23 protein-coding genes are annotated in these 25,175 nt (G+C 68.7%); 8 read left to right on the top strand and 15 right to left on the bottom strand.

All coding sequences use genetic code 11. The annotated features are described in order from the left end of the window. Positions 1 to 9: 9 nt before the first annotated feature. The 3 genes from ACZ6IE_RS04615 to ACZ6IE_RS04605 are packed head-to-tail and all read right to left on the bottom strand — an operon-like array spanning position 10 to position 3,292. The gene (locus ACZ6IE_RS04615; RefSeq protein WP_464606982.1) at positions 10 to 1,320 is read right to left on the bottom strand and encodes a glycosyltransferase family 2 protein; all 1,311 of its coding nucleotides are present in this window, start codon (positions 1,318 to 1,320) and stop codon (positions 10 to 12) included. Positions 1,321 to 1,373: 53 nt separating this feature from the next. Further along, positions 1,374 to 2,348 (bottom strand): glycosyltransferase family protein, encoded by a 975-nt coding sequence (locus tag ACZ6IE_RS04610; protein WP_464606981.1) that lies wholly within the window; start codon positions 2,346 to 2,348, stop codon positions 1,374 to 1,376. After that, a complete protein-coding gene (locus ACZ6IE_RS04605; RefSeq protein WP_464606980.1) occupies positions 2,345 to 3,292 on the bottom strand; it encodes a WcbI family polysaccharide biosynthesis putative acetyltransferase in 948 nt (315 codons plus the stop codon). The genes ACZ6IE_RS04610 and ACZ6IE_RS04605 overlap by 4 nt, the downstream gene beginning before the upstream one ends. A gap of 194 nt (positions 3,293 to 3,486) precedes the next feature. On the opposite strand from ACZ6IE_RS04605, the gene ACZ6IE_RS04600 reads away from it, so the two are divergent. Both ACZ6IE_RS04600 and ACZ6IE_RS04595 read left to right on the top strand, forming a co-directional pair. Next, on the top strand, positions 3,487 to 4,566 hold the full coding sequence (locus ACZ6IE_RS04600; RefSeq protein WP_464606979.1) for a glycosyltransferase: 1,080 nt from the start codon (positions 3,487 to 3,489) through the stop codon (positions 4,564 to 4,566). A gap of 143 nt (positions 4,567 to 4,709) precedes the next feature. Beyond that, complete coding sequence (locus tag ACZ6IE_RS04595) at positions 4,710 to 6,083, top strand: L-serine ammonia-lyase (RefSeq protein WP_464606978.1); 1,374 nt, start codon at positions 4,710 to 4,712, stop codon at positions 6,081 to 6,083. A gap of 1 nt (position 6,084) precedes the next feature. Here the strand turns inward: ACZ6IE_RS04595 and ACZ6IE_RS04590 are convergent, their stop codons facing one another. Genes ACZ6IE_RS04590 through ACZ6IE_RS04580 form a run of 3 tightly spaced genes read right to left on the bottom strand, consistent with a single transcriptional unit; the run spans position 6,085 to position 10,120 of the window. Next, positions 6,085 to 8,070, bottom strand: a complete 1,986-nt coding sequence (locus ACZ6IE_RS04590; RefSeq protein WP_464606977.1) for a thioredoxin domain-containing protein — start codon at positions 8,068 to 8,070, stop codon at positions 6,085 to 6,087. Further along, positions 8,067 to 9,077, bottom strand: coding sequence for a citrulline utilization hydrolase CtlX (ctlX, locus tag ACZ6IE_RS04585; RefSeq protein ID WP_464606976.1), 1,011 nt, complete (start codon positions 9,075 to 9,077; stop codon positions 8,067 to 8,069). The genes ACZ6IE_RS04590 and ctlX overlap by 4 nt, the downstream gene beginning before the upstream one ends. Positions 9,078 to 9,091: 14 nt before the next feature. Beyond that, entirely contained in the window at positions 9,092 to 10,120 is a 1,029-nt protein-coding gene (locus tag ACZ6IE_RS04580) for an ornithine cyclodeaminase (protein WP_464606975.1), read from the bottom strand. Positions 10,121 to 10,263: 143 nt separating this feature from the next. Here ACZ6IE_RS04580 and ACZ6IE_RS04575 point away from each other — a divergent pair, with 143 nt between their 5' ends. Continuing rightward, positions 10,264 to 10,695 carry an Lrp/AsnC family transcriptional regulator gene (locus tag ACZ6IE_RS04575; protein ID WP_077053663.1) on the top strand — a complete coding sequence of 144 codons (432 nt, stop codon included), beginning with the start codon at positions 10,264 to 10,266 and terminating at the stop codon, positions 10,693 to 10,695. Between the two features lie 19 nt (positions 10,696 to 10,714). Here the strand turns inward: ACZ6IE_RS04575 and ACZ6IE_RS04570 are convergent, their stop codons facing one another. Next, on the bottom strand, positions 10,715 to 11,458 hold the full coding sequence (locus ACZ6IE_RS04570; protein WP_464606974.1) for an NADPH-dependent F420 reductase: 744 nt from the start codon (positions 11,456 to 11,458) through the stop codon (positions 10,715 to 10,717). A gap of 204 nt (positions 11,459 to 11,662) precedes the next feature. Between ACZ6IE_RS04570 and ACZ6IE_RS04565 the strand changes: the two genes are divergently transcribed. The 3 genes from ACZ6IE_RS04565 (at position 11,663) to ACZ6IE_RS04555 (ending at position 12,991) form a co-directional block, all read left to right on the top strand. Continuing rightward, positions 11,663 to 12,001 (top strand): ArsR/SmtB family transcription factor, encoded by a 339-nt coding sequence (locus ACZ6IE_RS04565; RefSeq protein WP_464606973.1) that lies wholly within the window; start codon positions 11,663 to 11,665, stop codon positions 11,999 to 12,001. Between the two features lie 102 nt (positions 12,002 to 12,103). Then, on the top strand, positions 12,104 to 12,658 hold the full coding sequence (locus ACZ6IE_RS04560; RefSeq protein WP_464606972.1) for a hypothetical protein: 555 nt from the start codon (positions 12,104 to 12,106) through the stop codon (positions 12,656 to 12,658). Between the two features lie 57 nt (positions 12,659 to 12,715). Next, positions 12,716 to 12,991 (top strand): hypothetical protein, encoded by a 276-nt coding sequence (locus tag ACZ6IE_RS04555; protein WP_464606971.1) that lies wholly within the window; start codon positions 12,716 to 12,718, stop codon positions 12,989 to 12,991. 105 nt (positions 12,992 to 13,096) lie between these two features. Here ACZ6IE_RS04555 and ACZ6IE_RS04550 read toward each other — a convergent pair whose 3' ends face one another. The 6 genes from ACZ6IE_RS04550 to ACZ6IE_RS04525 all read right to left on the bottom strand — a co-directional run bounded on the left by ACZ6IE_RS04550 (position 13,097) and on the right by ACZ6IE_RS04525 (position 18,173). Next, positions 13,097 to 13,888, bottom strand: a complete 792-nt coding sequence (locus ACZ6IE_RS04550; protein WP_464606970.1) for a hypothetical protein — start codon at positions 13,886 to 13,888, stop codon at positions 13,097 to 13,099. A 12-nt stretch (positions 13,889 to 13,900) separates the two neighbouring features. Next, positions 13,901 to 14,413 (bottom strand): hypothetical protein, encoded by a 513-nt coding sequence (locus ACZ6IE_RS04545; protein WP_464606969.1) that lies wholly within the window; start codon positions 14,411 to 14,413, stop codon positions 13,901 to 13,903. Positions 14,414 to 14,461: 48 nt separating this feature from the next. Then, entirely contained in the window at positions 14,462 to 15,055 is a 594-nt protein-coding gene (gene msuE / locus ACZ6IE_RS04540; RefSeq protein ID WP_234990966.1) for an FMN reductase, read from the bottom strand. 220 nt (positions 15,056 to 15,275) lie between these two features. Beyond that, positions 15,276 to 16,115, bottom strand: a complete 840-nt coding sequence (locus ACZ6IE_RS04535) for a DUF1684 domain-containing protein (protein WP_464606968.1) — start codon at positions 16,113 to 16,115, stop codon at positions 15,276 to 15,278. Between the two features lie 109 nt (positions 16,116 to 16,224). Further along, complete coding sequence (locus ACZ6IE_RS04530; RefSeq protein ID WP_464606967.1) at positions 16,225 to 17,148, bottom strand: NADP-dependent oxidoreductase; 924 nt, start codon at positions 17,146 to 17,148, stop codon at positions 16,225 to 16,227. Between the two features lie 185 nt (positions 17,149 to 17,333). Next, on the bottom strand, positions 17,334 to 18,173 hold the full coding sequence (locus ACZ6IE_RS04525) for an aldo/keto reductase (protein WP_077053674.1): 840 nt from the start codon (positions 18,171 to 18,173) through the stop codon (positions 17,334 to 17,336). A 314-nt stretch (positions 18,174 to 18,487) separates the two neighbouring features. Between ACZ6IE_RS04525 and ACZ6IE_RS04520 the strand changes: the two genes are divergently transcribed. Continuing rightward, positions 18,488 to 20,008, top strand: a complete 1,521-nt coding sequence (locus ACZ6IE_RS04520) for an LPXTG cell wall anchor domain-containing protein (protein WP_464606966.1) — start codon at positions 18,488 to 18,490, stop codon at positions 20,006 to 20,008. 114 nt (positions 20,009 to 20,122) lie between these two features. Here the strand turns inward: ACZ6IE_RS04520 and ACZ6IE_RS04515 are convergent, their stop codons facing one another. Further along, a complete protein-coding gene (locus ACZ6IE_RS04515; protein WP_464606965.1) occupies positions 20,123 to 20,419 on the bottom strand; it encodes a transcriptional regulator in 297 nt (98 codons plus the stop codon). Then, positions 20,419 to 21,111, bottom strand: coding sequence for a hypothetical protein (locus ACZ6IE_RS04510; protein WP_464606964.1), 693 nt, complete (start codon positions 21,109 to 21,111; stop codon positions 20,419 to 20,421). The genes ACZ6IE_RS04515 and ACZ6IE_RS04510 overlap by 1 nt, the downstream gene beginning before the upstream one ends. A 105-nt stretch (positions 21,112 to 21,216) precedes the next feature. Here ACZ6IE_RS04510 and hrpA point away from each other — a divergent pair, with 105 nt between their 5' ends. Beyond that, a complete protein-coding gene (hrpA, locus tag ACZ6IE_RS04505; RefSeq protein WP_464606963.1) occupies positions 21,217 to 25,137 on the top strand; it encodes an ATP-dependent RNA helicase HrpA in 3,921 nt (1,306 codons plus the stop codon). Positions 25,138 to 25,175 lie beyond the last annotated feature (38 nt).

The following is a 25,175-nucleotide window of genomic DNA, read 5'->3' as shown; positions in this document are numbered from 1 at the left end:
GGGAACCGCCTAACCCCAGCCACCGAGGTAGCCGGCCACGCGAACGTCGGCGGCCACGGGGTGGATGTCGAGAGCCTCGACCCGCAGATCGCGCACGTGTGCGTCGGGGCCCCAGCGCTCGAGGCGCCGCTCGGACCGCTCAGAGACAACGCGCACCGTCGACCCGAGATGGACGGCCAGGATGCCCGAAGCCGACGCTTCTCGAAGTGCGCCGAGGAGGTCCAACGCGCGGCTGCTCGATTCCCCCTGCCGACCCGGCTCGACCCGCACGCACTCGTCCAGTTCGATACGCAAGCGACCGGTCGGCGCCTCCCCTGGGGCAACAACGCGCGGGTCGCCCGCACAGACGCTCGGCACCTCCGCGGGCACGACGACCCGGGCTTGCGGCAGCACCGCCAGAACGCTGTCGACGCACACGAAAGCAGAGGCGGCACTCGCGGCGGTCCGCAGAACCACGACGACGTCCGGCACGGCCGGCAAAAGCGCGCGCGGCCGCGATCCGTCCACCGCGATCACGCCACTCAGCAGCATGGCCTCGGCGTTCTCGGCGTCGCGGCGACGCCGATCGTTGTCGTCGCGGCCCGCCCAGTCGGCGCCGTCGTGCCACGCCACGGCGTCGGGCTCGTGGGCGAAGATGGCCCCGGCGAGCCAGGAGCGGTGCGCCCACTCCCAGTCCTCGCCGCCGTAGTTCGAGAAACCCTCGTCGAACCCGCCCGTTTCGGCGAAGAACCACGCCGTGCACGCGAAGACGGCGCCGATGATGTGACGGTAGGAGCGGTCGTCCGCGTCGAGGAGGTTGCGGGTGCGGCGGTATTCGTCGCGCAGCCACGCGGGTTCGGGCACCTCGCGGGCGGGCCCGGCCTGCTCCACGGGCGCCGAAACGGGGGTGTCGCCGAAGTCGGCGTGGAGGCGGTGGCCGGCAACCACGGTTTCGGGCAGCAGGGACGGGAGGCGCACCATCCGCTCGAGGTAGCGCGGTTCGGGCGAGGTGTCGGCGTCGAGGAAGCAGAGGATGTCGCCGGATGCGTGGGCGGCACCGAGGTTGCGGGCGGCGGCGGCCCTGAAACCCTGGTCCTCCTGCACGAGCAGGGTCACGCCCTCGGGGACGACGGGTGGCACGGGCGATCCGTCGTCGACGACGATGATCTCGACGAGCTCGGGGGCGAGCGTGTGGCGGGCGAGGGCGGCGAGCGTGCGGTCGAGTTCGCGCTGCTGATCGAAGTGCACCACGATCACCGAGACCGTGCGCGCGGGCGGCAGGACCCCATCCACGAGATCCCACCGATTGCCCGGAACGGTGCGGCCGAAGGGTGGCGGCATTACGGTTGGCGCGGCAGGGTCGGTCGACTCGGCAGGCGCGGTCGGTTTGGCGCTCACAGCGCGGCCCACCACTCGGCATACGCGCGAGCCGTGTCACTGATCGTCGGGGACGACGGCGTACCCGGTTCGACCCAGGTGGCGTCGGGGTCGTCGCGCAGCCCCGCTATGGCGGCGGCGAGCACCAGCGGATCGCCGTCGTCGAAGAGGGACAGGGTGCCGGGGCGCAGCTGCACCATCTCGGCGAAATAGGGCGAACGGATGGTGAGAGGACGCCGCCCGGCGCTGATCCAGTCGGTGAGCGAACCCGATGCCGAAACGTGTTGGTGCGCAATCACGGGCACGGCGACGGCCTGCACCAGGGCATCCCGGTCGGTGACGCTCAGGAAACCGGTGCTGCGGAAACGCACGCCCGAGGATGCGGCGTGCTCGGCCAACTCGGCGAGTTCGCGTTCGTGCCCGGGCGACGCGCCGCCCAGAGAGACGACCCCGGGACGACGATCGGCGGGAAGCAGCGCGACGGCGTCGACAACCTCGCGGTGACCCTTGCCGGGGTAGAAGAAGCCGAGAACGGCGACCTCGTCGAGCGGTTGCCAGGCGTCGGGGCGGGGCGCCGGGGGCTGAGCGGGCAACGGGATGATGTGGGCCACGACGGTCTCGCCGAGCGCCTGCTCGAGCAACCGCCGTTCGTGCTCGCTGTTGCAGACGACCCCGGATGCCGCGGCCACGACGCGCCCGTAGGATGCCGTGCGTCGGGCGAAACCCCGTGGCCCGTCGGAGGGCTGCGGCACGTCGTGCAACGTGACCGTCACGGGGCCCGATGCCGCGAGTCGCTCGATGCGGCTGGCAGCGTCCTCGGCGTCGACGCCCCAGAGGCGGTCGGTGAAGTGCACGTGCCGTGCGACCCTGTCGTCGGACACCTCGGGCGCGAGCTCGACGGGCACGCCGAGGGCATCCGCGATCGTGCGGGCATACTGGTCGACCCCGTGCAACGCGTCGCCGCGGTGCAGCAGGGCGGGCGGACCGCTCACAGGAGGCCCAGGGTGCTGAGCGCGGGGGCGTGCCGCGTGAGCCCGGATGTGACCGCGTCGGGGTGCTCGACATACCAAGCCAGGTGGGCCTCGCGCAGCTCGACGGGGTCGATGTCGAGGCCGCCGACGGTCCAGGTGGGTCGGGCTTCGGCATCCAGGCCCCAGGCGTCGATGACGGCTTGGTCGCGCGGTGCGTGGATGCTATTGAGCAGCTCGCGCGTGAGGGTGACGGAGACGTCGGCGAGACCGAGGCGCGCGCGCACCCGTTCGGCGAGCGCGGTCCAGACCGTGTTGCCCGGGTGGTTGATGGTGCGCATGAGCGAGAAGTCGGGCCGGAGGAAGAGGTCAGAGACGACGACCGTGTCATGGGCCTTCTCACGGGATCGCAGCTGGCGGATGGACTCGTTGGCGATCGCATGGATCTGAGGCGCCGTCACGCTGCCCGCCGAGAGAGCGACGAGACCCGCCCGCCGTGCAGCCTCGGCCACCAGTCGCAGGTCGTGGTAGGGCACGATGGGCGGCACGAGCGAGGTGTCGGAGGGCGGCCGGATGATCGCCTGGAACGGGTACAGCCCGGCGAAGCGGATGACCGGGACGGTTGTCGTCTTCGCCCCCGCCGGCAGGAGCGCCCGCATCTGCTCCGAGCCGAGCGGCAGCCCGCGGTAGTCGTCGCGGATGGGCTGCGTGATGAACACGTCGGTGCACGCCAGGATGCGTGCGAGGAGGGGCATGTCGTCCGCCTCGAGCTCGTGCACGGGCGGGACGCGGAGGAAGCGGACATCCTCGTCGCCGAGCGCCACCCGCAATGATTCGGCCTGACAGTTGCCCATGATGACGCCGATCGGACGGCCGTCGGCGGAACCGGAACCGGAACCGGATGTCTCGACCGACCCGGCACCGAAGAAGTCGTCGTAATGCGCGCGGTAGCCCTCGTCGTGGGACATCAGACCTGATCTTTCGTATCGAACAGCACGAAGTGTTCACCGCAAGGGGTACACCGCCGAGCTCTCGGTGTCGGGGGTGAGCACTACTGTGAATGGTATCCCGCTCACGTCTTCGGCCAGGAGTCCGCATCACCCATAACGCCCGCATTCGCACGCCCCTGCGCGTCGCGTCGGTCCCCGGCGCACACCCTTATATGGAGAGCCTTTTTCGGGCGCTTCCCGAGGTGATCCGGCTCGCCGACCCCATCCCCGACCCGTCGTTCCCGACGCGCTGGTGGCCGCCCGCGATGATCGACGCGGAATGGGTGCACCGGCACCACGACGACTTCGATGTGATGCACGTGCACTTCGGCCTCGAGTCGCTGCCCGCCGGCCGCCTGCTCGGCGCGCTCGACGCCCTCGACGCGGTCGGGCGTCCGCTCGTTTTCACGGTGCACGACCTCGAGAACCCCAACCTCGACGTGCAGACGGCGCATCTGCGCGACCTCGACGAGATCATCCCGCGGGCCGACGCCATCCTCACCCTGACCGGCACGGCCGCCGCCGAGATCACGCAGCGCTGGGGCCGCACGGCCATCGTCGCCCCGCACCCCGCCATCACCTCCGTCGGCGCATCCACCCCGCGCGGCCGCCTCTCCGCCGAGCGCATCGTCGGCATGCACCTGCGCGATGTGCGCCCCAACATCGATGCCATCGGCGCCGCCCGCACCCTGCTCGGCGCCCTCGACCTCCTGGCCGCCAATGGCACCCCCGTGCGCGGCCGCATCACGGTGCACGACCGCGTGCGCGACGCCCGTGCCCGCGATGCCGTTCTGGCGCTCGTCGTTGATCGCGCCGACGTCGACGTCGAGGTGGTCTCGCGGCCGAGCGATCAGGCCCTCGAGGCAGAGCTCGCCGGCCTCGACGTCGAGATCCTCCCCTACCGTCACGGCACACATTCGGGGTGGGTCGAGCTCTGTTACGACCTCGCCGTGCCCGTCGTGGGCACCTCGGCCGGGCACATGTCCGACCAGCATCCCGATGACTTCGAGTCCTACTCGCTGGGCGACAGCGCGTCGCTCGCCTCGGCCATCGACCGCTCCCTCGCGTCGGGCACCCGCCCGGGCACGGCCGAGCGGGGTCGAGCGATCGTCTCGCACGCTGCCCACCGCCGCAGGCAGCGCCAGCACGTGGCTGACGTGCACCTGGGTGTGTACCTGTCGGCGATCGCGGCGCGCCAATCGGTGGGCGACACGGTGTTCGCGGCGCTCGACGGCGACCAGCAGACGGCCTGACTCCAGCGCAACTCTGTGCGGTTAGCGCCCGTCGAACCGCGTCTTCGTTGTGCGCCACGACACAGTCTTGCGTCGTCGGGTCACACCCCTCTGCGCCCGGGAGCCCCCGCGTATAGTGGCAGCGGTACCAGGTAAGGAGCCCCATGGCGGTGTACGTTTCGGCGTTCGATCTCTTCTCGATCGGAATCGGCCCCTCGTCGTCGCACACGGTGGGCCCGATGCGGGCGGCCCTCGTTTTCGCCCAGCGACTGCGCGCCGCCGGCCTGCTCGAGAGTGTCGACCGCGTCACCTGCTCCCTCTACGGTTCGCTCGGCTCGACGGGAATCGGCCACGGCACGCCCGACGCCGTCGTCGCGGGCCTCGCCGGGTTCGCCCCCGAGACCTGCGACCCAGATGACGTCCGCGGCGCGTGGACCGCCCTCGGCGACGGCGGCCAGACCGTACTTCTCGCCGGCGAGCGCCCGGTCACGATGACCATGGGCGACGTGTCGTTCGAACCGCGAACGCGTCTGCCCGGTCATCCCAACGCCCTGGCCTTTCACGCCTGGCACGAGGGCGACGCACTGCCCCTCGTGAGCGAAACCTACTTCTCGGTCGGCGGCGGCTTCATCCATCGCGAGGGCGAAGACGGCGCGGATGCTGCAGAGCCCGTCTACCCGCACCCCTACCGCACGGCCGCCGAACTCCTGCAGATCTGCCGCGACACCGGGCTGAGCATCTGCCAGATCGCGCGCGCCAACGAAGAGGCCATCCGCCCGCGCGCCGAGGTGGACGCCGGGCTCGACGCCATCTGGTCCGCCATGGCGTCGTGCGTGGCGCACGGGCTCGAGACCGAGGGCGTGCTGCCCGGGGGCCTCAACGTGAAACGCCGAGCCAACCTCGTGAAGAAGCGCCTCGACGCCGTGACCAACCCGGCCGAACGCGACCTCGCGACCGAGTGGCTGCAGGCCTTCGCTCTGGCCGTCAACGAGGAGAACGCCTCGGGTGGGCGCGTGGTCACGGCTCCGACGAACGGGGCCGCGGGAATCATCCCGGCCGTCGCCAGCTACTACCTTCGTTTCGTGCCGGGCGCGTCGGCTGACGGCATCCGCCGCTTCCTGCTGACCGCCACGGCCATCGGCTCGCTGTTCAAGGCCAACGCCTCCATCTCGGGTGCCGAGGGCGGTTGCCAAGCCGAGGTCGGTTCGGCGTGCGCCATGGCCGCCGGAGCATTGTGCGCCGTGCTCGGCGGAACCCCCGCGCAGGTCGAGAACGCCGCCGAGATCGCCATGGAACACCACTTGGGCCTGACGTGCGATCCCGTCGCGGGCCTCGTGCAGATCCCCTGCATCGAGCGCAATGCCATCGCCTCGTCGACCGCCGTCAGTGCCGCGCGCCTCTCCCTGCACGGTGACGGAACGCACCTCGTGTCGCTCGACATGGTCATCGAGACCATGCGCCAGACCGGCATCGACATGTCGACGCGCTACAAGGAGACGAGCGAAGGCGGCCTCGCGGTCAACGTCACCGAGTGCTGATTCAGAGGGCGGACTCCAGCTCCTCGGGCGTGTGCACGGGCAGCCGGCAGACGAAGTCCTGGCAGAGGTAGGCCGTGGCGCGCGACTCCAGGGCCGTGCGGCCGGCGAAGAGTTCGAGGCCGATCAGGCCCAGCTCGATGGCCGCCGACTGACGCACCGCGATGCTGAGGCTCGTGGGCAGGCTGGCGAGGACGTCGAGGAACGGCGAGGCGTCGGCCGCGGCATCCGGAACCACCACCACCAGCTGCACGAGCGGCCGACGCAGGCGCTCGGCGAGTGCCAACGTCGCGCCGAACGACACGGGGTTGGCGAGGGCCAGCGGCGCGACCCGTCGCACGGTGCGCTCGGCCGCCTGCCGGTAGCGCTCTCCCGCGCCCAGTTCGTAGAGCCGCCAGCAGGCCTGTGCGATCGACGTCGGCCCCGACGGGTAGGCGCCCTCGGAGGGGTCGCCTGCCACCGCGAGCCCGTGCGCGCCGAGCAGCGGGTCGCCGCCCTCTGGCAGCACGAATGGGTCGTCGACATCGGCGGGCAACGTCGCATCGACAAGCCACCGGGCCGAGATGAAATAGACCGTCTGGCCGGTCGCGATGCCGAGCTCGAGCAGGCCGCCCGCGAGCATCCCATAGTCTTCGAGCGAGGCCGCCGCGTCGGATTTCTGCTCGGCCACCGAGGCGCGCACGAGCTTGCCGTTCAGTTGCACGTGGTTTTCGAGCAGATAGTCGGCGGCCCAGCGCGCCGACTCGATCCATTCGGGATGCCCGAGCAGACGCCCGGCGCGCGCCAGAGCCCCGATCGCCAAACCGTTCCAGCCCGTGAGCACCTTCTCGTCGAGCGCCGGTGCGGACTGGCTGGCCCGTTCGGCGGCGTCCAACGAGTAGTAGCCGCCCTCGACGCGCTGCCCGTCGACGTCGCTCTCCGAGTCCTGCGCGCTCGCGAAGCCTCCGGTCGGCAGCTGCATGACCTGCAGCAGGAATGCGCCGATGCCCTCGGCTGCCTCGCGGGCCCAGTCGGTGCCGCGCGTCGCATAGATGTCGAGCAGCAGCGCGTTGTCGTACAACATGCGCTCGTAGTGGGGGTCTGACCAGTCGCGCTGCGTGGCGTAGCGGAAGAAGCCGCCCTCGACGTCGTCGCGCAGGGGCGAGGATGCCATGGTGCGCAGCATGCGGTCGGCGAGCTCGCGGCCGTCGGCGCGCCCGGCGAGGAACCCGACGACGGGGGCGACGGGGAACTTGGCCTGCGTGCCCAGCCCGCCGAATTGCGGGTCTTCGTGGGCGGCGAGGGCGCGCACGGCCCGGGCGAGATCGTCGTCGCCGAGGGTTGGGTGCGACGCGTCGCCCGAGGCGTCCCCCGTCGGCAACCGCACGGCGCCGTCCGCCTCCGGACCGTCCGCGTGCGCCTCGCCCGCGTCCGCAGACGTTCCGGCACCCTCACCGGAGTCCGTGCCGCCGGCGGCGTTCGCGGCAGCCGTCTGCTCGGCGGGCATATCGGATGCCGCCTGAATCGCCTCGGTCAACTGCCGGGCGGTCTCTTCCACACCGTCGCGCCGCTCGGTCCACGCCTCGGTCACGGCCTGCAACACCTGCGAGAACGAAGGGTGCCCCTCGATGGGCACGGGCGGGTAGTAGGTGCCCGCGAAGAAAGGTCCGCCGTCGGGGGTCACGAAGACGGTGAGCGGCCAGCCGAGGTTGGGGGTGAAGGCACCGGCGGCGGCCAAGTAGCTGGCGTCGACATCCGGATGCTCTTCGCGGTCGACCTTCACGGCCACGAAGTTCTGGTCGAGGTAGGCCGCGATGCCCTCGTCCGAGAACGACTCGCGAGCCATGACGTGGCACCAGTGGCAGGTCGAATACCCGATCGAGACGAACAGCGGCACGTCACGCCGCTTGGCCTCGGCGAAGGCCTCCTCGCCCCACGGATACCAGTTGACCGGGTTCTCGGAGTGCTGGCGCAGGTACGGGCTGATGGCGGATGCGAGCCTGTTCGTCATACCCCCAGAGTAGGGACGGGCTCGGGTTGGGCCAAGGGACTTGCGTCGATCGAGTGAGCTTGCTTCAGGGCTGGCCGCGCCGGTCGCGCGTCGAGGTGGATGCCCGCCAACATGCAGCGCACCGACCCGCCCGCGAGCTCGATGGTGGGCACGTCGAGCGGCACCACGCGGCAGCTGCGTTCGATGACGGCGAGCTGGTCGGTCCGCAGGCTGCGATGCGCGCGCGCCGACAGGGCCAGGATGCGTTCGCCCGACGCCGTGCGCAACTCCATGGCGTTGCCCGCGAAGTCGCGCACCTGCTCGAAGTCGAGGGCTATGACATCCCGGCCGTGTGAGGTGATGCGCTCGGAGACGTCGGCCCGGCGCGCAACCGACGTGATGAGGTCGAGGCCGATGAGCGCGAAGTCGGTGGCGATGCACATCATGACGTTGGTGTGATAGATCGGCACACCCTCGGGGTCGGCCGCGTCGAAGACCATGGGCTCGTAGCCGAAATCGGCGCAGAACCGTTCGAGCGCGATCGGGTCGGCGCGGTGCGATCGGGCCACATAGGCGACCCGCGCGGCGTGGTCGAGCACCATGGCGCCCGTGCCCTCGAGGAACGTGTCGTCGTATTCGAGACCCGAATAATCGATCACGTTCTGCACGCGGTAGTCGCGCTTCAGCATCTCGACCACATCGCCGCGCCGCTCGCCGCGCCGGTTGGGCGCGTACATGGGGAACAGCCCGACGTGGCCGCCCGCGTGCGTCGACAACCAGTTGTTGGGGAACACGCTGTCGGGTCGGTCGGGTTGCGGGTCGTCGAACAGGTGCACGCGCACGCCGGCCGCCTCGAGGATGCCCGCGGCGCGCGTCACCTCGTCGTGCGCCGTGCTGGCGACGAGAGGTTCGGCCGCCTCGGGCACACCGCCCGTCACCTGGAACACGTTGTCGGCCGCGGTCAACGGGTTGGGTGTGAAGTGGTGCGGACGGATCATCACGACCGCCCGCGGAGCCTGGACGCTCACCGGTGTCGGCCGTTTCAGCCGACGGGCGAGAGCTGGCCGACGAGCCCGAACAGGTCCTTCGGGTCTTCGGGCGAGGCGACGAGGTCGATGTCCTCGAAGAACCGGGTGCCGTCGACGGCGTCGCGTAGGTAGCGCAGAGCCGAGAAGTCCTCGATAGCGAAGCCCACCGAGTCGAAGATCGTGATCTGCTCGGGCGACGTGCGGCCGGGGTGTTCGCCCGTGACGACGCGCCAGAACTCGGTCACCGGGAACGCGGGAGACATCTGCTGGATCTCGCCCTCGATGCGCGTCTGCGCCTCGAACTCGATGAACACGTCGCCGCGCTCGAGAATGGCGGGGTCGAGCTCGGTCTTGCCGGGGCAGTCGCCGCCGATGGCGTTGAGGTGCACGCCGGGGGCGACGAGGTCGTCGGTCAACACGGTCGCGAGGGCTTTGTCGGCCGTGCACGTGGTGATCACGTCGGCGCCATCGACCGCATCGGCGGCGCTCGTCGCGATGACGACGTCGAAGCCGAGGGGGGTCAGGTTGCGGGCGACCTTCTCCATGGCTGCGGGGTCGGTGTCCCAGAGGCGCACCTGCTCGATGCCGAGGGCCGCTCGCATGCCGAGCGCTTGGAATTCGGCCTGGCTGCCCGCGCCGATGAGGGCGAGGGTGCGCGAGTCGGGGCGCGCGAGGTGTTTTGCGAAGAAGCCGGATGTCGCGGCGGTGCGCAGCGCCGTGAGCAACGTCATCTCGGCCAGGAACGTGGGGTAGCCGTTGTGCACATCGGCGAGGACGCCGAAGGCGGTCACGGTCTGGAAGCCGCGCGCCGGGTTCGAGGGGTGTCCGTTGACGTACTTGAAGGCGTACGTTTCGCCGTCACTCGTCGGCATGAGTTCGATCACGCCGAAGGGCGTGTGACTGGCAACGCGCGGAGACTTGTCGAAGCTGTTCCAGCGCGCGAAGTCTACCTCTACATAGTCGATCATTCCTCGGATGATGCGTTCGGGCCCGGTGGTCGACACCCACCGCACCATGTTCTTCACGTCGACGAATCGGGTCATCGGGGTTCCCTTCTTCACGGCGGGGCCGGAGAACCCCGTCCCCTCGACGCTATTCCTAGGCGATATGCACGCTCAATATGCTGAGTGCGGTACATCTGCGCTATCACCGCGCACAATGCTCAGTGCCGACATACACTATGACAATGGCCCAGCTGGATGACCTCGACCGCCGCCTTCTCGCCGAACTCCGCGCCGACGGCCGAGCGCCCGTGGCCGAACTCGCGCGCACGCTGCATGTGGCCCGCGCGACCGTGACCAGCCGGCTCGATCGGCTCATCGCATCCGGAACCGTCGTCGGTTTCACCGTTCGGGTGCGCGACGAGGTCGAGGCGGGCAGCGTGCAGGCCGTGGCGTTCATCGAGGTCGAGGGTCGCTCGACCGATCACGTCATCCGCGAACTGCGCGGGTTTCCCGAGATCAGCTCGCTGCACACGACCAACGGCGGCTGGGACCTCGTGGCCGAACTGCGCGCCGAGACACTGCTCGACTTCGACCGCGTGCTGGGCGCCATCCGCCGCATCGAGGGCGTCATCAACAGCGAGACGAGCCTGCTGCTGAGCTCGGTGCTGCGCTGAACTCGCTCTCGCGGGAGGGCTAGAAGACGCGCTTCGACACGTCGACCGGGGTCGCCGCAGCGAGTGTCGACGAGACCTTGTCGGCCGTAGTGGCTCCGGGCACCGAGGACATCAGCTCGGAGTCGGGCGTGGCCGGGTCGGCGAGGTACATGCGCGTGTAAGCGGCCGACTCCGGTTCGAAGCGCCAGCTGTCGGCGATCGAGCCGGCATCCACCGTGTCGAAACCGAGCTCGTCGATGATGCGCGCCGCTTCGAGCTTGGCTTCGGCGTCATCCGACGCGATCGGCAGGGCTGAGCGATCTGCCGCGCCCTGCGGCCGAGCGAGCAGCGGGATGTGGTGGGCGAGGATGTTGTTGAACGCCTTCACGTAGCGCGCCTCCCCCAGCCATCCCCGCACGAGCTCACTCGTGGTCACATCGCCGGCGTCCAGTTCGGCAATCCGGCCGTCCCGCGAGGGGTAGTAGTTGCTGGTGTCGAGGACGATCTTGCCGCCGAGCACACCGTCGGCGAGGCCCCGCACCGCGGGAAGCGGGATCGAGAGGACGACGGCGTCGCCGACGCGGGCAGCCTCATCGACCTCGACGGCGCGGGCGAGCGGGCCGAGCTCGGCGATGAGGCCTGCGAGCGATTCGGGGCCCCGTGAGTTCGCGATGACGACGTTCATACCTGCCGCCACGGCGAGGCGCGCCACAGCCGATCCGATGTTGCCGCTTCCGATGATTGCCAGTGTCGACATGCGATCTTCCTTCTCCGTGGTGCGCATGATGCGCGCGGTGTGCGTTGGGTGCGTTTAGTGCGTTGGGCGTGTGGGGTGCGCGAGCCGTGCGACTCGGGGCACTGCGGCGTGCTGTCCAGTGGACGACATCCGCCTGATCGGGCAAGATGTACATGACCCCGCGTACATCAACCGTAACTCATGTACGCGACAATGTGTACATGTCTCCGGATGCTCGAGAAGGGAGCGTTGATGGCCAGCCGCTTGTCGAGCCCGCTCACGATCCCCGCCGAAGACGAGTTCGACCTCTTCGACGTCATGCGGGCGTTGAGCGATCCGGTGCGACGGGCCCTCGTCCTCAACATCGCCTCCACACCCGGCACGGCGTGCAGCACCTCCGATTTCGGGGTGTCGAAGTCGGCCCTCACCCGGCACTGGCGCATCCTCCGGGAGGCCGGCATCATCCGCCAGGAGGTCGACGGCACACGCCACCGCAACTGGCTGCGCGACGAAGAGCTCGACCGCCGCTTCCCCGGCCTGCTGACGCTCGTCCTGCAGGAACACGACGCTCAGGCAAATCGACCGAGCTAGCCGAGTGTCGGTTGGCATCGCATGCGGGCAGCCCTACCCATGTGCTCGGCGCGCGGGCCGCACTACGTTTGACCCAGTAGCCGCGAGCACGAGGAGCCGACAGTGACGAAGAACCGATCGGCCCTCGGCACCCTGGGCTGGGTGGCAGTCTTCCTCGGCGTCATCGGGATGCTCGGGGCCCTCGCCATCCTGGCCGCTCCCGGTTTGAGCACGGCCGCGCCCGTTGCCTTCGGCGAGCGCCTCACGGTCGACGTGTCGGCCGGCGGTCACGCCGTGTATGTCACACCGTCCGATGAGTGGGACTCGATCACCTGCACCGGCCGGGTCGGCGACGACGAACTCGGCCTGCGGCCGAGCATGACTCAGCAAGACCTCTGGATTCCGGCCCGGTGGGACGCCCAGGGCAGCTTCGACGCCCGGGCCGCCGGCACCGTCGTCCTCAGGTGCGACGGTCCCGTCGAGAGCGCGACCTTCACGATCGGCCCCGTCCTGTCGTTTTGGCATCTCGCGGCGGCAACCTTGATCGGCATCGCCTCCCTCATGGTGGCCCTGACGGGTATCGCACTCGTATTCAGCGACTCCGTAACACGCAGGCGCGCGCGGGCGTTGGACGCCTCGGTCACGCCCAAACAGGACCGAGCGAATTGGATCTCATGATTGACTTCTGCCTGGACGTGACGAGCGACAGCGCGCGCACGGTAAACGGGGTGGGCCATGTTCATGAGGCGCGGAAAGACCACGGACGGCTGGGCGATCATCGGATTCGGAATCTTCGCCATCATCTTTTCCGCCACCTGGTATGCCGGATGGTGGGGGTCACCGCCATCGGGCAGCCGCTCGCAGCTCTTCGCCTATCTCGGGCTTCCGCTCGGCATCGCTGCGATTATCGCCGGCATCGTGAGTCTCTACCGCGACGGCCGTCGTGCTCAAGAACAGCGCGAGCGCGAGGACGAGGATGAGCGGCCGTCCGGAGCGGCTGGCGGGCCCTGAGAGCCTGCCCAGTCGGTGGTCCCGCCGCCGAGAGCATCCGCCGCCCGGAGTCTGGTCGCAACCGCATCGCGCACGCGTGCACCGTCGGGCCGGCATCCGAGCGTGTCAGTGCACGTGTGCGGCGACGGGGTCGACGTGCCTGTCGGCCGTCAGGGCAACTGCTCGCCACCCGGCTGAGAAGTTCTGCGGCAGGTCGTCGTGACTCGGCCAATCCGGAAGGCGGGCGGCGAGGTCGAACCCGCAGTCGCGCCAGGTCACGTCCTTCCGGCGAAAACGCGTCACCGAGTAGATGAGCGGGCGGCGAGGCATGGATCGCGTCGCCGGCACCATGTGCGCGCTCAGACGACTCAGCACGGCGACAGTCGGCAGCTCGGGGCCCGACCAGTCCAGCCATTCGAGGCTGGGGGCGTCGCCGTATCGCGAACGCCGCACACCGGCCACGCGGAACAGGACCAGTCGGCCGTCCGCGGTCGTGTAGCTGAGCACGTCTCCGGCCGTCAGCTCGGTTTCGATGTGGCGCCAGGGGCGACGCAGGCGCTTCGGGGCCGGCTGCGGCCCGGTGAGCTGGGTCCGCAACTTCTGCAGGGCCGCCTGACGTCGAGCGAGTTCGGTGGTTCCCGCCTCGACCCAGACGTCGAGACCGTCGCCGCGATCGATGGCGGTCAGCGCGGCATCGCGCACGTCGTCATCCAAACGCCCCACCTGTGATTGCGCGGCGGCCAGGGCGATCCAGAACTCCCCCGCCGTGTCGTCGCCGACCAGGAGATACGAGAACAGTTCGAGGACTCGTTGCCGGGCCGCGTCATCCGGCAGCTCGTCTTCGAGCGCTTCCCGATACGCGCTCCGGATGTCGGCCGCCGTGTCGTTGGCGAAAACACCCGCACCCCATGCACCCATGGCGAGATTATGTCATCTCGGTCGGCGCCAGGACGTGCTCAGTAGCGCCAGCCCCGCCAGGCAGAACGCTAAACCGATGAAGGCCAGGAAGCCCGTGCTTCCGTTCAGAATGATGAGCGCCCCTCCGACGATGAGGGAGCCCGCGCCGACGCCGAGCTTCTGGGCTCGCAGCCTGCGCGAGTTGTCGGGGCGAGGAACCCCGGGTTCTTCATAGTCGACGCGACGCCCCAGCCCGGTTGGGGGCTCCACCGGCACATCGCCGATGACGGCATCGAGGTCGGAGCCGAAGTAGTCGATCCACGACCCGACACCCACCTCGGGGCAGGCCGCGTGCAGCTGCTTCTCGAAGACCGAATAGTCGGCCGGGTCGCGCTGGTACATGAGCGCGCTCGGGCTGATGTTCCGCTGCACCCAGCCGTTGGGCCAGAAGGCGTCGTAGTAACAGACGCGCCGGGGCCGACGCAGGATGAGCGACGGGCGAACGGATGCGATCGCGCGGATCGCCAGGGGCCGCGGCGAGGTCATCCCCACATCCTCGCAGAACCTCGAGCGGGCCTCACATCCAGAACGGATCTACCAGGCGCCGACGTAACTCGAGACGGGCTCGTCGAGCGACGCGCGCCTCGCGATGACCGGCAGACCGCGCGTGACGGCCAATTGGATGCGCTGGATGAGAGCCTCGGAGCGGATCTCGTAGCCGTCGAAGTCCGAGTTCGACGCATAGACGCCGATGGGCAATGTGAGCGCCTGGAAGAAACCGAAAAGTGGACGGAACGAGTGCTCGAGGATGAGGGCGTGCCGCTCTCCCCCGCCCGTCGCGGCCAGCAGGACGGGCGTGTCGACGAGCGCGTACTGGTCGACGAAATCGAAGAGGTGTTTGAAGAGGCCCGTGAACGAGCCGCGGTAGACGGGGCTGGCGACGACGAGCAGGTCGGCCTGCTCGATGCGCACCAGTTCCTGTTCCACGCTGTCGGGCAGTTGACCGCGGTTCAGGGCGCCCGCGAACTCGGGGCCGATCTTCGAGATCTCGATGAGGTGCACGTCGATGTCGATGCGTTCACCCAGCTCGGCGACGATGCGGCGAATCAGCGCCGTCGTCTTACTGGGCTCGTGCAGGCTTCCCGACACGGCAACGACTCGCAGGCGGGACGACACGTTTTCAGACATGTCTCGACGCTAGACCCGCCCGCCCCTGACCGCACGGCGGGCCGCAACACGGCGTAAAGAGCAGCTGTGCGGAGCACTGAGCGGTGCGTTGAAACGCCGATCTGCAATGCCCCCGACAGGATGACCGAGCGAAACGCTCAGACGACGACCCGAGCCTGCCTCGAAGTCGGGATGACCTGACCGCTTGTCGTTGTCACGGCTGTGCCGAGGAGCTGACTCGCTAGGCGGGCTGCTCGACCAGGTCGAGGCTCTTCTCGCCCGCGCGAATGGGCGTCGTCAGGCGGTTGCCGGCGGGCGGCAGCGGGCACACATAGAAGTCGCTGAACGCGCACGGCGGCAGGTAGAGCCGGTTGAAGTCCACACGCACACGGCCATCGGCACCCGGCGCGTCGATGCGCAGGAAGCGGAAACGGTAGGTCTCCGAGCCGCTCGTGCCGTCGGCCAACACGGCGCTGAAGCCGCGCGGCCCACCCGTGACCGTCAGTGACACGGCCTCACCGTTCAGGTCGAAGGACACGGTTCCGGCGGGGTGCTCCTCGGCCACGTGACCGTCGATGGCTTCGTTCCTGAAGCGGTGGTCGGCGTCGGCGGGGGTGAACTGTGCCTTGAACACCCAGTTCTCGTCGGGTTCGAAAGCGAGGATGTCGCGCACGGCGCTGCGAGTGGGGGCATCCGGGTCGATCAGGCGCAGGGCCAGCACGCCGTCGCGCTCGAAGTAGCGCAGCCGCTTGTCGCCCCAGGCGATCTCCTGGCCGGACCGCAGCGTCACGCCGTCGCCGCCCACGGTCGCATACGGCTCGCCGTCCTGCAGCACGGCCGAGCCGGTCAGCTCATCGGCCACACCACGCACGCCGTCGCGCGTCGCCGACCACACGCCGGGAACGCCGTCGTACGACGTCGGCTCGTTAGTCAGCCAGTGCGTGGCAGCGAGCGACGCCAGGCCGAGCGGTGACAGCGTGGCGCGCAGACGGGCCTGGTGCCAGGCCGCCCAGCTGCGCCGGAACGCGTCGTCGGTCGCCTCGCCCAAGAAGCTCTCGGTCTGTTCGATGCTGTCGCTCATGGCTGACTCCTCAAATCTCTGCGCCGGTCGGATCGCTGACCCGGCCACACTTCTCCGTCGACTTCCGCCGACCTCCTTATTCAACCCGATCCGGCCGGCGATTATGCCCTCAGGATGTCGTGAGCACGACCTTGCCGCGCACATGCCCGCCCTCGAGGAGACGGTAGGCCTCGCGCACGTCATCGAGCGCGAAGGCCCGCGCGATGGGCAGCACGAACGTTCCGTCGGCCAGGCGTTCGGCGATCTCGATCAGGTCGCCGGGTCCGGCGTCCGCGCCGCCAACGCCCTGCGCGCCGATGCGGGCGGCGTGCCCACGGTCGGCGATGGTGTTGATGCGGGCCGGGTTAACACCGAGCGCGATCCCGGCATCCTGCGTCTCGGCGCCCGCGTTGTCGAGCACGGCGTCGACGCCCTGCGGCGCCAGCTCGCGCACGCGCTCGACGAGACCCTCACCGTAGGCCACCGGGATGACCCCGATGGAACGCAGGAAGTCATGATTCGACGGGCTGGCCGTGCCGATGACCGTGGCGCCCCGCAGTCGAGCGACCTGGCAGGCCAGGATGCCGACGCCGCCGGCCGCAGCCGACACGAGCACCGTTTCGCCGCTGGCCACGCCTACCGCCCGAACGGATGCCTGAGCCGTGCGACCGGCTATCGCGAGCGTTCCCGCAACCTCATCGGGCAGCGCTTCGGGCGTTTCGTGCAATTCGTGTTCGGGCCCGACGATCACGTAGTCGGCCTGGGCGTAGAACCGGCGAGCGCCGAACACGCGTTGCCCGACCGTCCACTGCGTCACACCCTCTCCGACCGCGTCGACAACGCCGGCGAAGTCGTTCCCGTTGCCCGACGGCAGCTTCACACCGAAGGCTGCCGCGGCGGGCCCACCCTCGCGCAACTTGTAGTCCACGGGGTTGAGACCGGCGGCCGTCACCCGCACGCGCACCTCTCCGGCGGCGGGCTCGGGCTTCTCCACCTGGATCACCTCGAGGCGGTCGACGTCTCCATACTCGGTGAACTGAACGAAACGGGGCATGAGACTCCTTTCACGTACATGGCGGTTGTGTCGCAGGTCGAAGGTCGCGGTTCGCGGTTCGCGGTTCGCCGGTCGCGCGTCGTGCGGGAGCCGCGCGGACCCCGCCTGAAACAACCGAGGGCCGAAACATCCGGTCTGGATGCCTCGGCCCTCGTGAGGCAACCCTCGCGGGCCGCCGGATGAGACTAGTTGACCTCGTTGGGGTGAGCGCCCACGCGGCCGTCGCGCTCGAGCGCGTCGATCGCCGAAACCTCTTCAGGCGTCAGCTCGAAGTCGAAGATCTCAAAGTTCTGCTGGATGCGCTCGCGGCTGTTCGACTTGGGGAACACGATGTTGTCGTTCTGGATGTGCCAGCGCAGCACCACCTGGGCGGGCGACTTGCCGTGCGCCTCGGCGGCCGCGACGACGGCGTCCTCTTCGAACAAGGGGTACTTGCCCTGGCCGAGCGGACCCCAGGCCTCGATCTCGATGCCGTGCTGGCGCGCGAACTGCGTGAGTTCGAGCGACTGCAGGGCGGGGTGCAGCTCGATCTGGTTGACGGCCGGAACGGTGCCGCCGAGGTCGAGGATGTCTTGCAGGTGCTCGACGAGGAAGTTCGAGACGCCGATGGCGCGGGTCTTGCCGCTGGCCAGGATCTCTTCCATGGCCTTCCAGGTCTCGACGTAGAGACCCTTTTCGGGCGTCGGCCAGTGGATCAGGTAGAGGTCGACGTAGTCGAGGCCGAGCTTCTCGAGGCTCGTGTCGATGGCGGCGTGCGCCGACTCGGTGCCCTGGTCGCTGTTCCACAGCTTGGTGGTGATGAAGAGTTCGTCGCGCGGGATGCCGCTCTTGGCGATCGCGCGGCCGACACCCTCCTCGTTGCCATAGATGGCGGCGGTGTCGATGTGACGGTAGCCCACCTCGAGAGCGTCGGCGACGATGCGCTCGGTCTCGTCGGGGTCGACCTGGAAGACGCCGAACCCGAGCTGGGGAATGGTGGCTCCCGTGTTGAGCGTGAGCGTGGGGACAGTGGTCGATTCAGTCATGTTTCAAGCTAAGCACTCGCCCCACCGATTGATTCCGCGGATGTCTGAGAACCCGTCTTTTCTCGCTCTCAGCGAAAAGCGGCGACCTCCCTTGACAGGGCCGCACTCCCCCTCGGATGGGGTTCACATCGTGGCCGAGGATGATACGGTTCACACATACGATCCGCCAGTGCATCACTCGATCGAGCACCACATATCCCGGCACGTATAACTCGCATCCACCGACGGCTGCCGAGTGTCGGGAAGGGACAACAGTTTGCAATCCACAAGGGGAAACACTGTTGAGAACCACATCGTGGCGGAAACTCCTGGCCGTGCCGGCAGTTCTGTCCATCGCTTTCGGGGGCGCGCTCATCGCGACGACTCCCGCCAACGCAGCACCGGAGGACTTCTCCATCACCAGCCCGACGGCGAACCAGAAGGTCGCCTCGCGCGACTCGATCACGGTTTCGGGCACGGGCACCTCGGGCAGCATCGTCAACGTACTTCTGCCCGACGGTAGCCGCTTCGGCGGCAAGAACACCTCGGTACAGAACGGCCGCTGGTCGATCACCGGAAGCTACAGCGCTGATGCTGCGAGCTTCCAAACCTTGAACGCCAACCAGTCGACCGGTTTCTCGGGCGACGGCACGGCATCCATTCGATTCCAGCTGCCGAGCGTCGTGAACCTCAAGGTCGCGTCGCCCACCCAGGGCCAGGACTTCACCTCGCGCACCTTCCCGGTGTCGGGAACGGGTAACGCGGGCAACATTGTGACGGTCGTCGATGCGTCCGGCTCGAAGGTCACGCCCAACATCATCGTGGGCGAGAACGACTCGTGGTCGGGCACCGTCACACTGCCCGATACCGCTGCACGGAACCAGAAGCTCACGTTCTCGCAGATCGATGGCGGCGCTGGTCGTGGCCAGGTCACGGTGGATGTCACCATCCCGACGCCCGTGAACCTCGTCGTCACCTCGCCGAAGAACGGCGACACCACAGCCTCGAACACCGTCACCTTCACGGGCACCGGCAACCCGGGCAACATCGTCAACATCCTGGACGCCGACGGCAACAAGCTCGTCACGCCTTATGTGATCGTGGATGAGAACGGCAACTGGACCGCCGACGTCACGTTCGACGACGACGCTGCCCGCGCTCAGACCGTGCGCGTCACTCAGATCGACGGCGGCTCGGGCCGCGGCGACGTCCGTGTGACGTTCAACCTGCCCGCCGACGAGGTCGTTCCGCCCGTCACCCAGCTGGATGCCCCCGTCATCGTTCACCCCGAAGACGGCCAGACCATCCGTGAGGACACCGTCACGATCGACGGCACCGGAACCCCCGGAGCCTACGTCGTCGTCGCCGTCGCCACCGACAGCTTCTTCGACGAGTACAGCACCGACCTGCGTAATCTGCTGCTCGCCGCCGTCGAGGCATCGAACCCGGCCCTGGCCGACCAGATGAGCCTGCTCGCCGACGAGGACGCATCGGCAGCTGCCGAGCCGACCCCGCTCGACGAACCGATCCTCGTCGGTGCCGATGGAACGTGGACGGTCACGGTCGCGCTCGAAGACGGTTCCTACACCGCTGCAGCCCTGCAGGTTGCGGCCGACATGGAAGCCGGCACCGTGAGCGCCGTCTCCGGCTACTCCAACCAGGTCGACTTCATCGTCGCCCCGGCCCTGGTGCCTGCCCCCGCAGGCGCCGGAACCGTTCCGAGTAACGCCTCAGGCACCTCGGCTCTGCCCGAGACCGGCTCGAACGACGCTGGCCTGATCGGTCTCGCCGCCGCGCTCACCCTAGCGGGTGGCCTGCTCGTGGCCCTGCGCCGCAAGCGCGCGCTGAACAACTAACACGAACACCCCGATGGCCCGGCGCATGCACTGCGTCGGGCCATCGGTCTGTCTCCGGCGGTTCTTGGTCGCGCAGGCGGTCGCGCCCTCTGTCGTACCCGCGGCCGCGCTGGCTCAGGCGTGCGGGCCGAGCATTGCTCGCAGCGTCTCCATGTAGTCCTCGAACGCGCGCCGGCCCGTCTTGCTGAGCGCCAGGTAGGTCACGGGCGTGCGGCCGTGGTGGGTCTTCTCGACCGTCACATACTGGGCGTCTTCCAGCTTGCGCAGGTGAGTGGAGAGGTTGCCGGCCGTCATGTCGAGCAGCTCCTGCAGACGCGGGAAGGACAGGCTGCTGTCGGCGTCGAGGGCCGCGAGCGTCGACGTGATGCGCAGACGCGCCTGAGCGTGGATGACGGGATCGAGGTCGTCCATCAGTTGACCGCCGCTCGAGCATCCGTGCGGCTGTAGAGCGCCACACGACGGCGCTGGCGCAACACCAGCCACACGCCGTAGACGAGGAACGCGCCGCCGCCCAGCAACCCCATGACGAGATAGTTGGTGGGAGCGCCGAAGAAGGGTGCGCCGATGCCGACGACGATGATCCAGATGCCGACACCGAGCATGGGCTTGTCGTTCCAGAGCGCCGCGCCGGCCAGGTAGAGGATTCCCACGACGAGAGAATAGCCCGCCGGGTAGAAGAGTGCCGCGAGCTCGGGCGACATGCCGTTGGCGAGCAGGGCGCCGCCGAAGAAGGGGACGGCCATGCACGCGATGGCCCAGGAGATGCCGTAGACCGTGCCCTGGAACGCGACGGCACCGCGCATGCCGCGGCTCGTGCGCGAACCGACGACGGCCGAGACGATGATGCCAGCGACCATGAGCACCGTGAAGACGATGCCGGCCGGCACGATGGGCGTGCGGAACCAGGGGTTGCCCTCGGTGGCGGACCACAGGGTGAGGAAGCCGACGAACCAGGCGACCCCCCACGTGAGCACGATGATGGTGGTCGGGCGGTCGAAGACGAGGGACATCTTGTCGCTCTGTTGTTGGCTGAGCCGCAGCATCTCATGGATGTCGGCGGGGGCGTCATCGGCGCTCGAGGCGGCCGGTGTGCGGTTTGTCATGTCTACTTTGTATCGCAAACCACTTTGTTAAGTCAACAAGTTTGGGCTTCCGCATTTGCTCGGCCGGCCGCTCACTCCCCCGCCCGGCGCATAGAATGGAAGGCTATGTCTTCCACGATCACGTACCCGCCCGAGCTGCCCGTCAGCCAGATGCGCGAAGACATCCAGCGCGCCATCCGCGACAACCAGGTCATCATCATCGCGGGTGCCACGGGGTCGGGAAAGACCACGCAGCTGCCCAAGATGTGCCTCGAGCTGGGCCGCGAAAACATCGCGCACACGCAGCCGCGCCGTCTCGCCGCCCGCACCATCGCCGAGCGCATCGCCGACGAGATGGGCCAAGAGGTCGGCGAACTCGTGGGCTATCAGGTGCGCTTCACCGACAAGGTGTCGAAGAACACGCGCATCAAGCTCATGACCGACGGCATTCTGCTCAACGAGATCCACCGCGATCGCACGCTGTCGAAATACGACACCATCATCATCGACGAGGCGCACGAGCGCAGCCTCAACATCGACTTCCTGCTGGGCTATCTCAAGCAGCTGCTGCCCCAGCGGCCCGACCTCAAGCTCATCATCACGTCGGCCACCATCGACCCCGAGTCGTTCTCGAAGCACTTCGGCGGCGCCCCCATCGTCGAGGTGTCTGGCCGCACCTACCCGGTCGAGATCCGATATCGCCCGCTGGTCGCCGACGCGGATGCCGCAACCGACGACTCCTCGTCATCCGACGGCGAGGGCGGCACGCTCGACCCCGCGGATGCCTCGGCCACCGATGACCGCAACTACATCGACGGCATCGCCGACGCCCTCGACGAGCTCTCGCTCGAGTCATCCGGAGACGTGCTCGTCTTCCTGTCGGGCGAGGCAGAGATCCGCGACGCCGCCGACGCGCTCAACGCGAAATACAACGGGTCGCGCGTCGGGGCGACGGGCACCACCGAGATCCTGCCCCTCTATGGGCGCCTGTCGACCGCCGACCAGCAGAAGGTGTTCCAGCCGTCGAAGCGCGTCGGGGTGCGGCGCCGCGTCGTGCTCGCCACCAACGTGGCCGAGACGAGCATCACGGTTCCGGGCATCAAATACGTGATCGACGCGGGCACGGCGCGCATCTCGCGCTACAGCGTGCGGTCGAAGGTGCAGCGCCTGCCCATCGAGGCCATCTCGCAGGCCTCGGCGAATCAGCGCTCGGGGCGGTCGGGGCGCACGAGCGACGGCATCGCCATCCGGCTCTACAGCGAGCTGGACTTCGAGAAGCGGCCCGAGTTCACCGAACCCGAGATTCTGCGCACCAACCTGGCGGCCGTCATTTTGCAGATGGTATCGCTCAACCTGGGCGACCTCGAGGCGTTCCCCTTCTTGCAGCCGCCCGACTCGCGCGGTGTGAAGGACGGCGTCGACCTGCTGCTCGAGCTCGGCGCGCTGCAGAAGCCCGATTCGCCCAACGCCGCCGCCAGCGGCACGCGCGCGCACCGCCTGACGCGCGTGGGCCGCGACCTGGCCCGCCTGCCGATCGACCCGCGTTTCGCGCGCATGATCGTCGAGTCGAAGAAGCACAATACGTCGCGCGAGGTCATCGCGATCGTCGCGGCGCTCACCATCCAAGACCCGCGCGAACGCCCGCTCGAGAAGCGCCAGCAGGCCGATGAGCAGCACGCGCGGTTCGTCGACAAGACGAGCGACTTCCTCAGCTTGCTCAACCTCTGGAACTACCTCGAAGAGCAGCAGGCCGAGCTGTCGTCGAGCGCCTTCCGGCGGCTCTGCAAGGCCGAGTTCCTCAACTACATGCGTGTGCGCGAATGGCAGGACGTCTATCGGCAGCTGCGACAGTTGGCCAAACCGATCGGTCTCGACATCCACGAACCGGCCGTCAACCCGGATGGCATCCACCGCTCGCTGCTCGCCGGCCTGCTGTCGCATATCGGCCTGAAAGACCAGACCGTCGCGGCCCCCGTGAAGGGTCGCGGGGCAAAACCCCTGCCCGGCCAGAAGTCCGGCGCCGCGCGGAAGGGCGAGTACATCGGCGCCCGCCACACCCGCTTCACCCTGTTCCCGGGCAGCGCTCTCGCGAAGAAGCAGCCCGCCGCCGTGATGAGCGCCGAACTCGTCGAGACGAGCCGCTTGTTCGCGCGCACCAACGCCGTCATCGACCCGGCCTGGGCCGAGCCCATCGCGGGCGACCTCTGCAAACACAGCTACGGCGAGCCGCACTGGGAGAAGAAGCAGGGCTCGGTCGTCGCGTTCGAGAAGGTCACGCTCTACGGCGTGCCCATCATTCCCCGGCGGCGCATGCAGTACTCGCGCGTCGACCCCGAGCACTCGCGCGAACTATTCATCCGGCACGCGCTCGTCGAGGGCGAGTGGGAATCCCCGCAGCAGTTCGACCGCGCGAACCGCCAGCTGCGCAAAGAGCTGTCGCAGCTCGAGGAGCGCACACGCCGCCGCGACATCCTGTTCGACGACGAGGCCGTCTTCGAGTTCTATGACGCGCGCATTCCGGCCGACGTCTTCAGCACGCGCAGCTTCGAGGGATGGTGGCGCCAAGCCAAGCGCACCACCCCCGACCTGCTCACCATGCGCCGCGAAGACCTGCTGCCCGACGACGCGCCCGATGTGGACGAGTCGCTCTTCCCACCCGAGTGGCGCCAGGGCGACCAACGCCTCAAGCTGAGCTACCGTTTCGAACCGGGCACGGAGGACGACGGCGTGACCGTGACGGTGCCCATCGCCCTGCTGCCGCGCCTCTCCCCCGCCGGTTTCGACTGGCAGGTGCCGGGGCTTCGCCACGACCTCGTCACGGCCATGATCAAATCGCTGCCCAAGCACATCCGCAAGAACGTGGTGCCGGCCGCCGACTGGGCGACGCGCCTCATGAACGAGCTGCCCGAGGCGCCGCCGACGCCCGTGGCGACCGACGCCGACACGCTCGCGGCGCGGCTCACCGACTCGATCAAACGCCTCTCCTACATGGAGGTCGGCGCCGGCGACTTCGACCTCGAACGCGTGCCCGACCACCTGAAGGTCACCTTCAAGGTGGTCGACGAGCGCGGTCGGCGCATCGCCTCGGGCAAAGATCTGCGCGAGCTGCAGCGGCAACTGGCACACCGCAGCCGAGCGTCGGTGGCGAAGGCCGCCGAGGCCACGCCCAACGCGCTCGAACGCTCGGGCCTGACAAAGTGGGATCTCGACGAGCTGCCGCGCTTCGTCGACGTCAACCTGGGCGGCAACGTGATCCGCGGCTACCCGGCGCTCGTCGACGACGGCGACAGCGTGTCCATCCGCATCCTGGCGACGCCCGAAGAACAGGCCAAGGCGCTGCCCGCCGGTGTGCGCCGCCTGCTCCTGCTGTCGGTCGCCTCCCCCGCGGCCTATGTGCAGCAGCACCTCACGAGCGCCGAGAAGCTGACGCTCGCCACGAGCCCTTACACGACCACGGCCGCACTCTTCGACGACTGCCTCGCCGCGGCCGTCGACGATGTCCTGTTCCGCATGAAGCCCGACGGCGCCGTGCACCTGCGTGCCGAATTCGAATCCGTGCGAGACCGGGTGTCGGCTTCGGTGATGGACCTCATGTTCGAGATCGTCGCCCTCGTGGCCCGCATCCTCACGGCCGCGCGCAACGTCGACAAAGCGATCAAGGATGCCACGAGCATGACGCTCATCACAGCGCTCAGCGATGCCCGCGAACAACGCAACGGCCTCGTGTTCCCCGGTTTCGTGTCGGCGACGGGCCTCGAATATCTGCGCCACCTGCCGCGCTACCTCGCGGGCATCGCCTACCGCGTCGACCGCCTGCCCGACAACCCCAACCGCGACCGCGTGTGGATGACCGAGGTGCAGACCGCCACGCAACGCTTCACGGAGGCGGGCGGCCGTATCCCCCTGGCCCCGCACAGCCCGCCCAACCTGGCGCGCGCCCGCTGGATGCTCGAGGAGCTGCGCATCAGCCTGTTCGCCCAGCAACTCGGCACGGCGCAGAGCGTCTCGCTGCAGCGCATCTCGAAGGTGCTCGCCGGCGGCAAGTAGCTCCCGGGTGGCCCAGGGAATTCGACACGTGACGACCG

This window comes from Okibacterium sp. AC114 (assembly GCF_979253355.1).
Note: the sequence above shows the minus strand (reverse complement) of the source record. Positions and strands in the feature narration are given on the sequence as shown.

Excerpts from the sequence above, each read along its gene's own strand:
- ACZ6IE_RS04615 (WP_464606982.1), bottom strand. The coding sequence starts at position 1,320 with ATGCCGCCACCCTTCGGCCGCACCGTTCCGGGCAATCGGTGGGATCTC.
- ACZ6IE_RS04605 (WP_464606980.1), bottom strand. The coding sequence starts at position 3,292 with ATGTCCCACGACGAGGGCTACCGCGCGCATTACGACGACTTCTTCGGT.
- ACZ6IE_RS04600 (WP_464606979.1), top strand. The coding sequence starts at position 3,487 with ATGGAGAGCCTTTTTCGGGCGCTTCCCGAGGTGATCCGGCTCGCCGAC.
- ACZ6IE_RS04595 (WP_464606978.1), top strand. The coding sequence starts at position 4,710 with ATGGCGGTGTACGTTTCGGCGTTCGATCTCTTCTCGATCGGAATCGGC.
- ACZ6IE_RS04590 (WP_464606977.1), bottom strand. The coding sequence starts at position 8,070 with ATGACGAACAGGCTCGCATCCGCCATCAGCCCGTACCTGCGCCAGCAC.
- ACZ6IE_RS04580 (WP_464606975.1), bottom strand. The coding sequence starts at position 10,120 with ATGACCCGATTCGTCGACGTGAAGAACATGGTGCGGTGGGTGTCGACC.
- ACZ6IE_RS04575 (WP_077053663.1), top strand. The coding sequence starts at position 10,264 with ATGGCCCAGCTGGATGACCTCGACCGCCGCCTTCTCGCCGAACTCCGC.
- ACZ6IE_RS04570 (WP_464606974.1), bottom strand. The coding sequence starts at position 11,458 with ATGCGCACCACGGAGAAGGAAGATCGCATGTCGACACTGGCAATCATC.
- ACZ6IE_RS04565 (WP_464606973.1), top strand. The coding sequence starts at position 11,663 with ATGGCCAGCCGCTTGTCGAGCCCGCTCACGATCCCCGCCGAAGACGAG.
- ACZ6IE_RS04555 (WP_464606971.1), top strand. The coding sequence starts at position 12,716 with ATGTTCATGAGGCGCGGAAAGACCACGGACGGCTGGGCGATCATCGGA.
- ACZ6IE_RS04550 (WP_464606970.1), bottom strand. The coding sequence starts at position 13,888 with ATGGGTGCATGGGGTGCGGGTGTTTTCGCCAACGACACGGCGGCCGAC.
- ACZ6IE_RS04545 (WP_464606969.1), bottom strand. The coding sequence starts at position 14,413 with ATGACCTCGCCGCGGCCCCTGGCGATCCGCGCGATCGCATCCGTTCGC.
- msuE (WP_234990966.1), bottom strand. The coding sequence starts at position 15,055 with ATGTCTGAAAACGTGTCGTCCCGCCTGCGAGTCGTTGCCGTGTCGGGA.
- ACZ6IE_RS04535 (WP_464606968.1), bottom strand. The coding sequence starts at position 16,115 with ATGAGCGACAGCATCGAACAGACCGAGAGCTTCTTGGGCGAGGCGACC.
- ACZ6IE_RS04530 (WP_464606967.1), bottom strand. The coding sequence starts at position 17,148 with ATGCCCCGTTTCGTTCAGTTCACCGAGTATGGAGACGTCGACCGCCTC.
- ACZ6IE_RS04525 (WP_077053674.1), bottom strand. The coding sequence starts at position 18,173 with ATGACTGAATCGACCACTGTCCCCACGCTCACGCTCAACACGGGAGCC.
- ACZ6IE_RS04515 (WP_464606965.1), bottom strand. The coding sequence starts at position 20,419 with ATGGACGACCTCGATCCCGTCATCCACGCTCAGGCGCGTCTGCGCATC.
- ACZ6IE_RS04510 (WP_464606964.1), bottom strand. The coding sequence starts at position 21,111 with ATGACAAACCGCACACCGGCCGCCTCGAGCGCCGATGACGCCCCCGCC.
- hrpA (WP_464606963.1), top strand. The coding sequence starts at position 21,217 with ATGTCTTCCACGATCACGTACCCGCCCGAGCTGCCCGTCAGCCAGATG.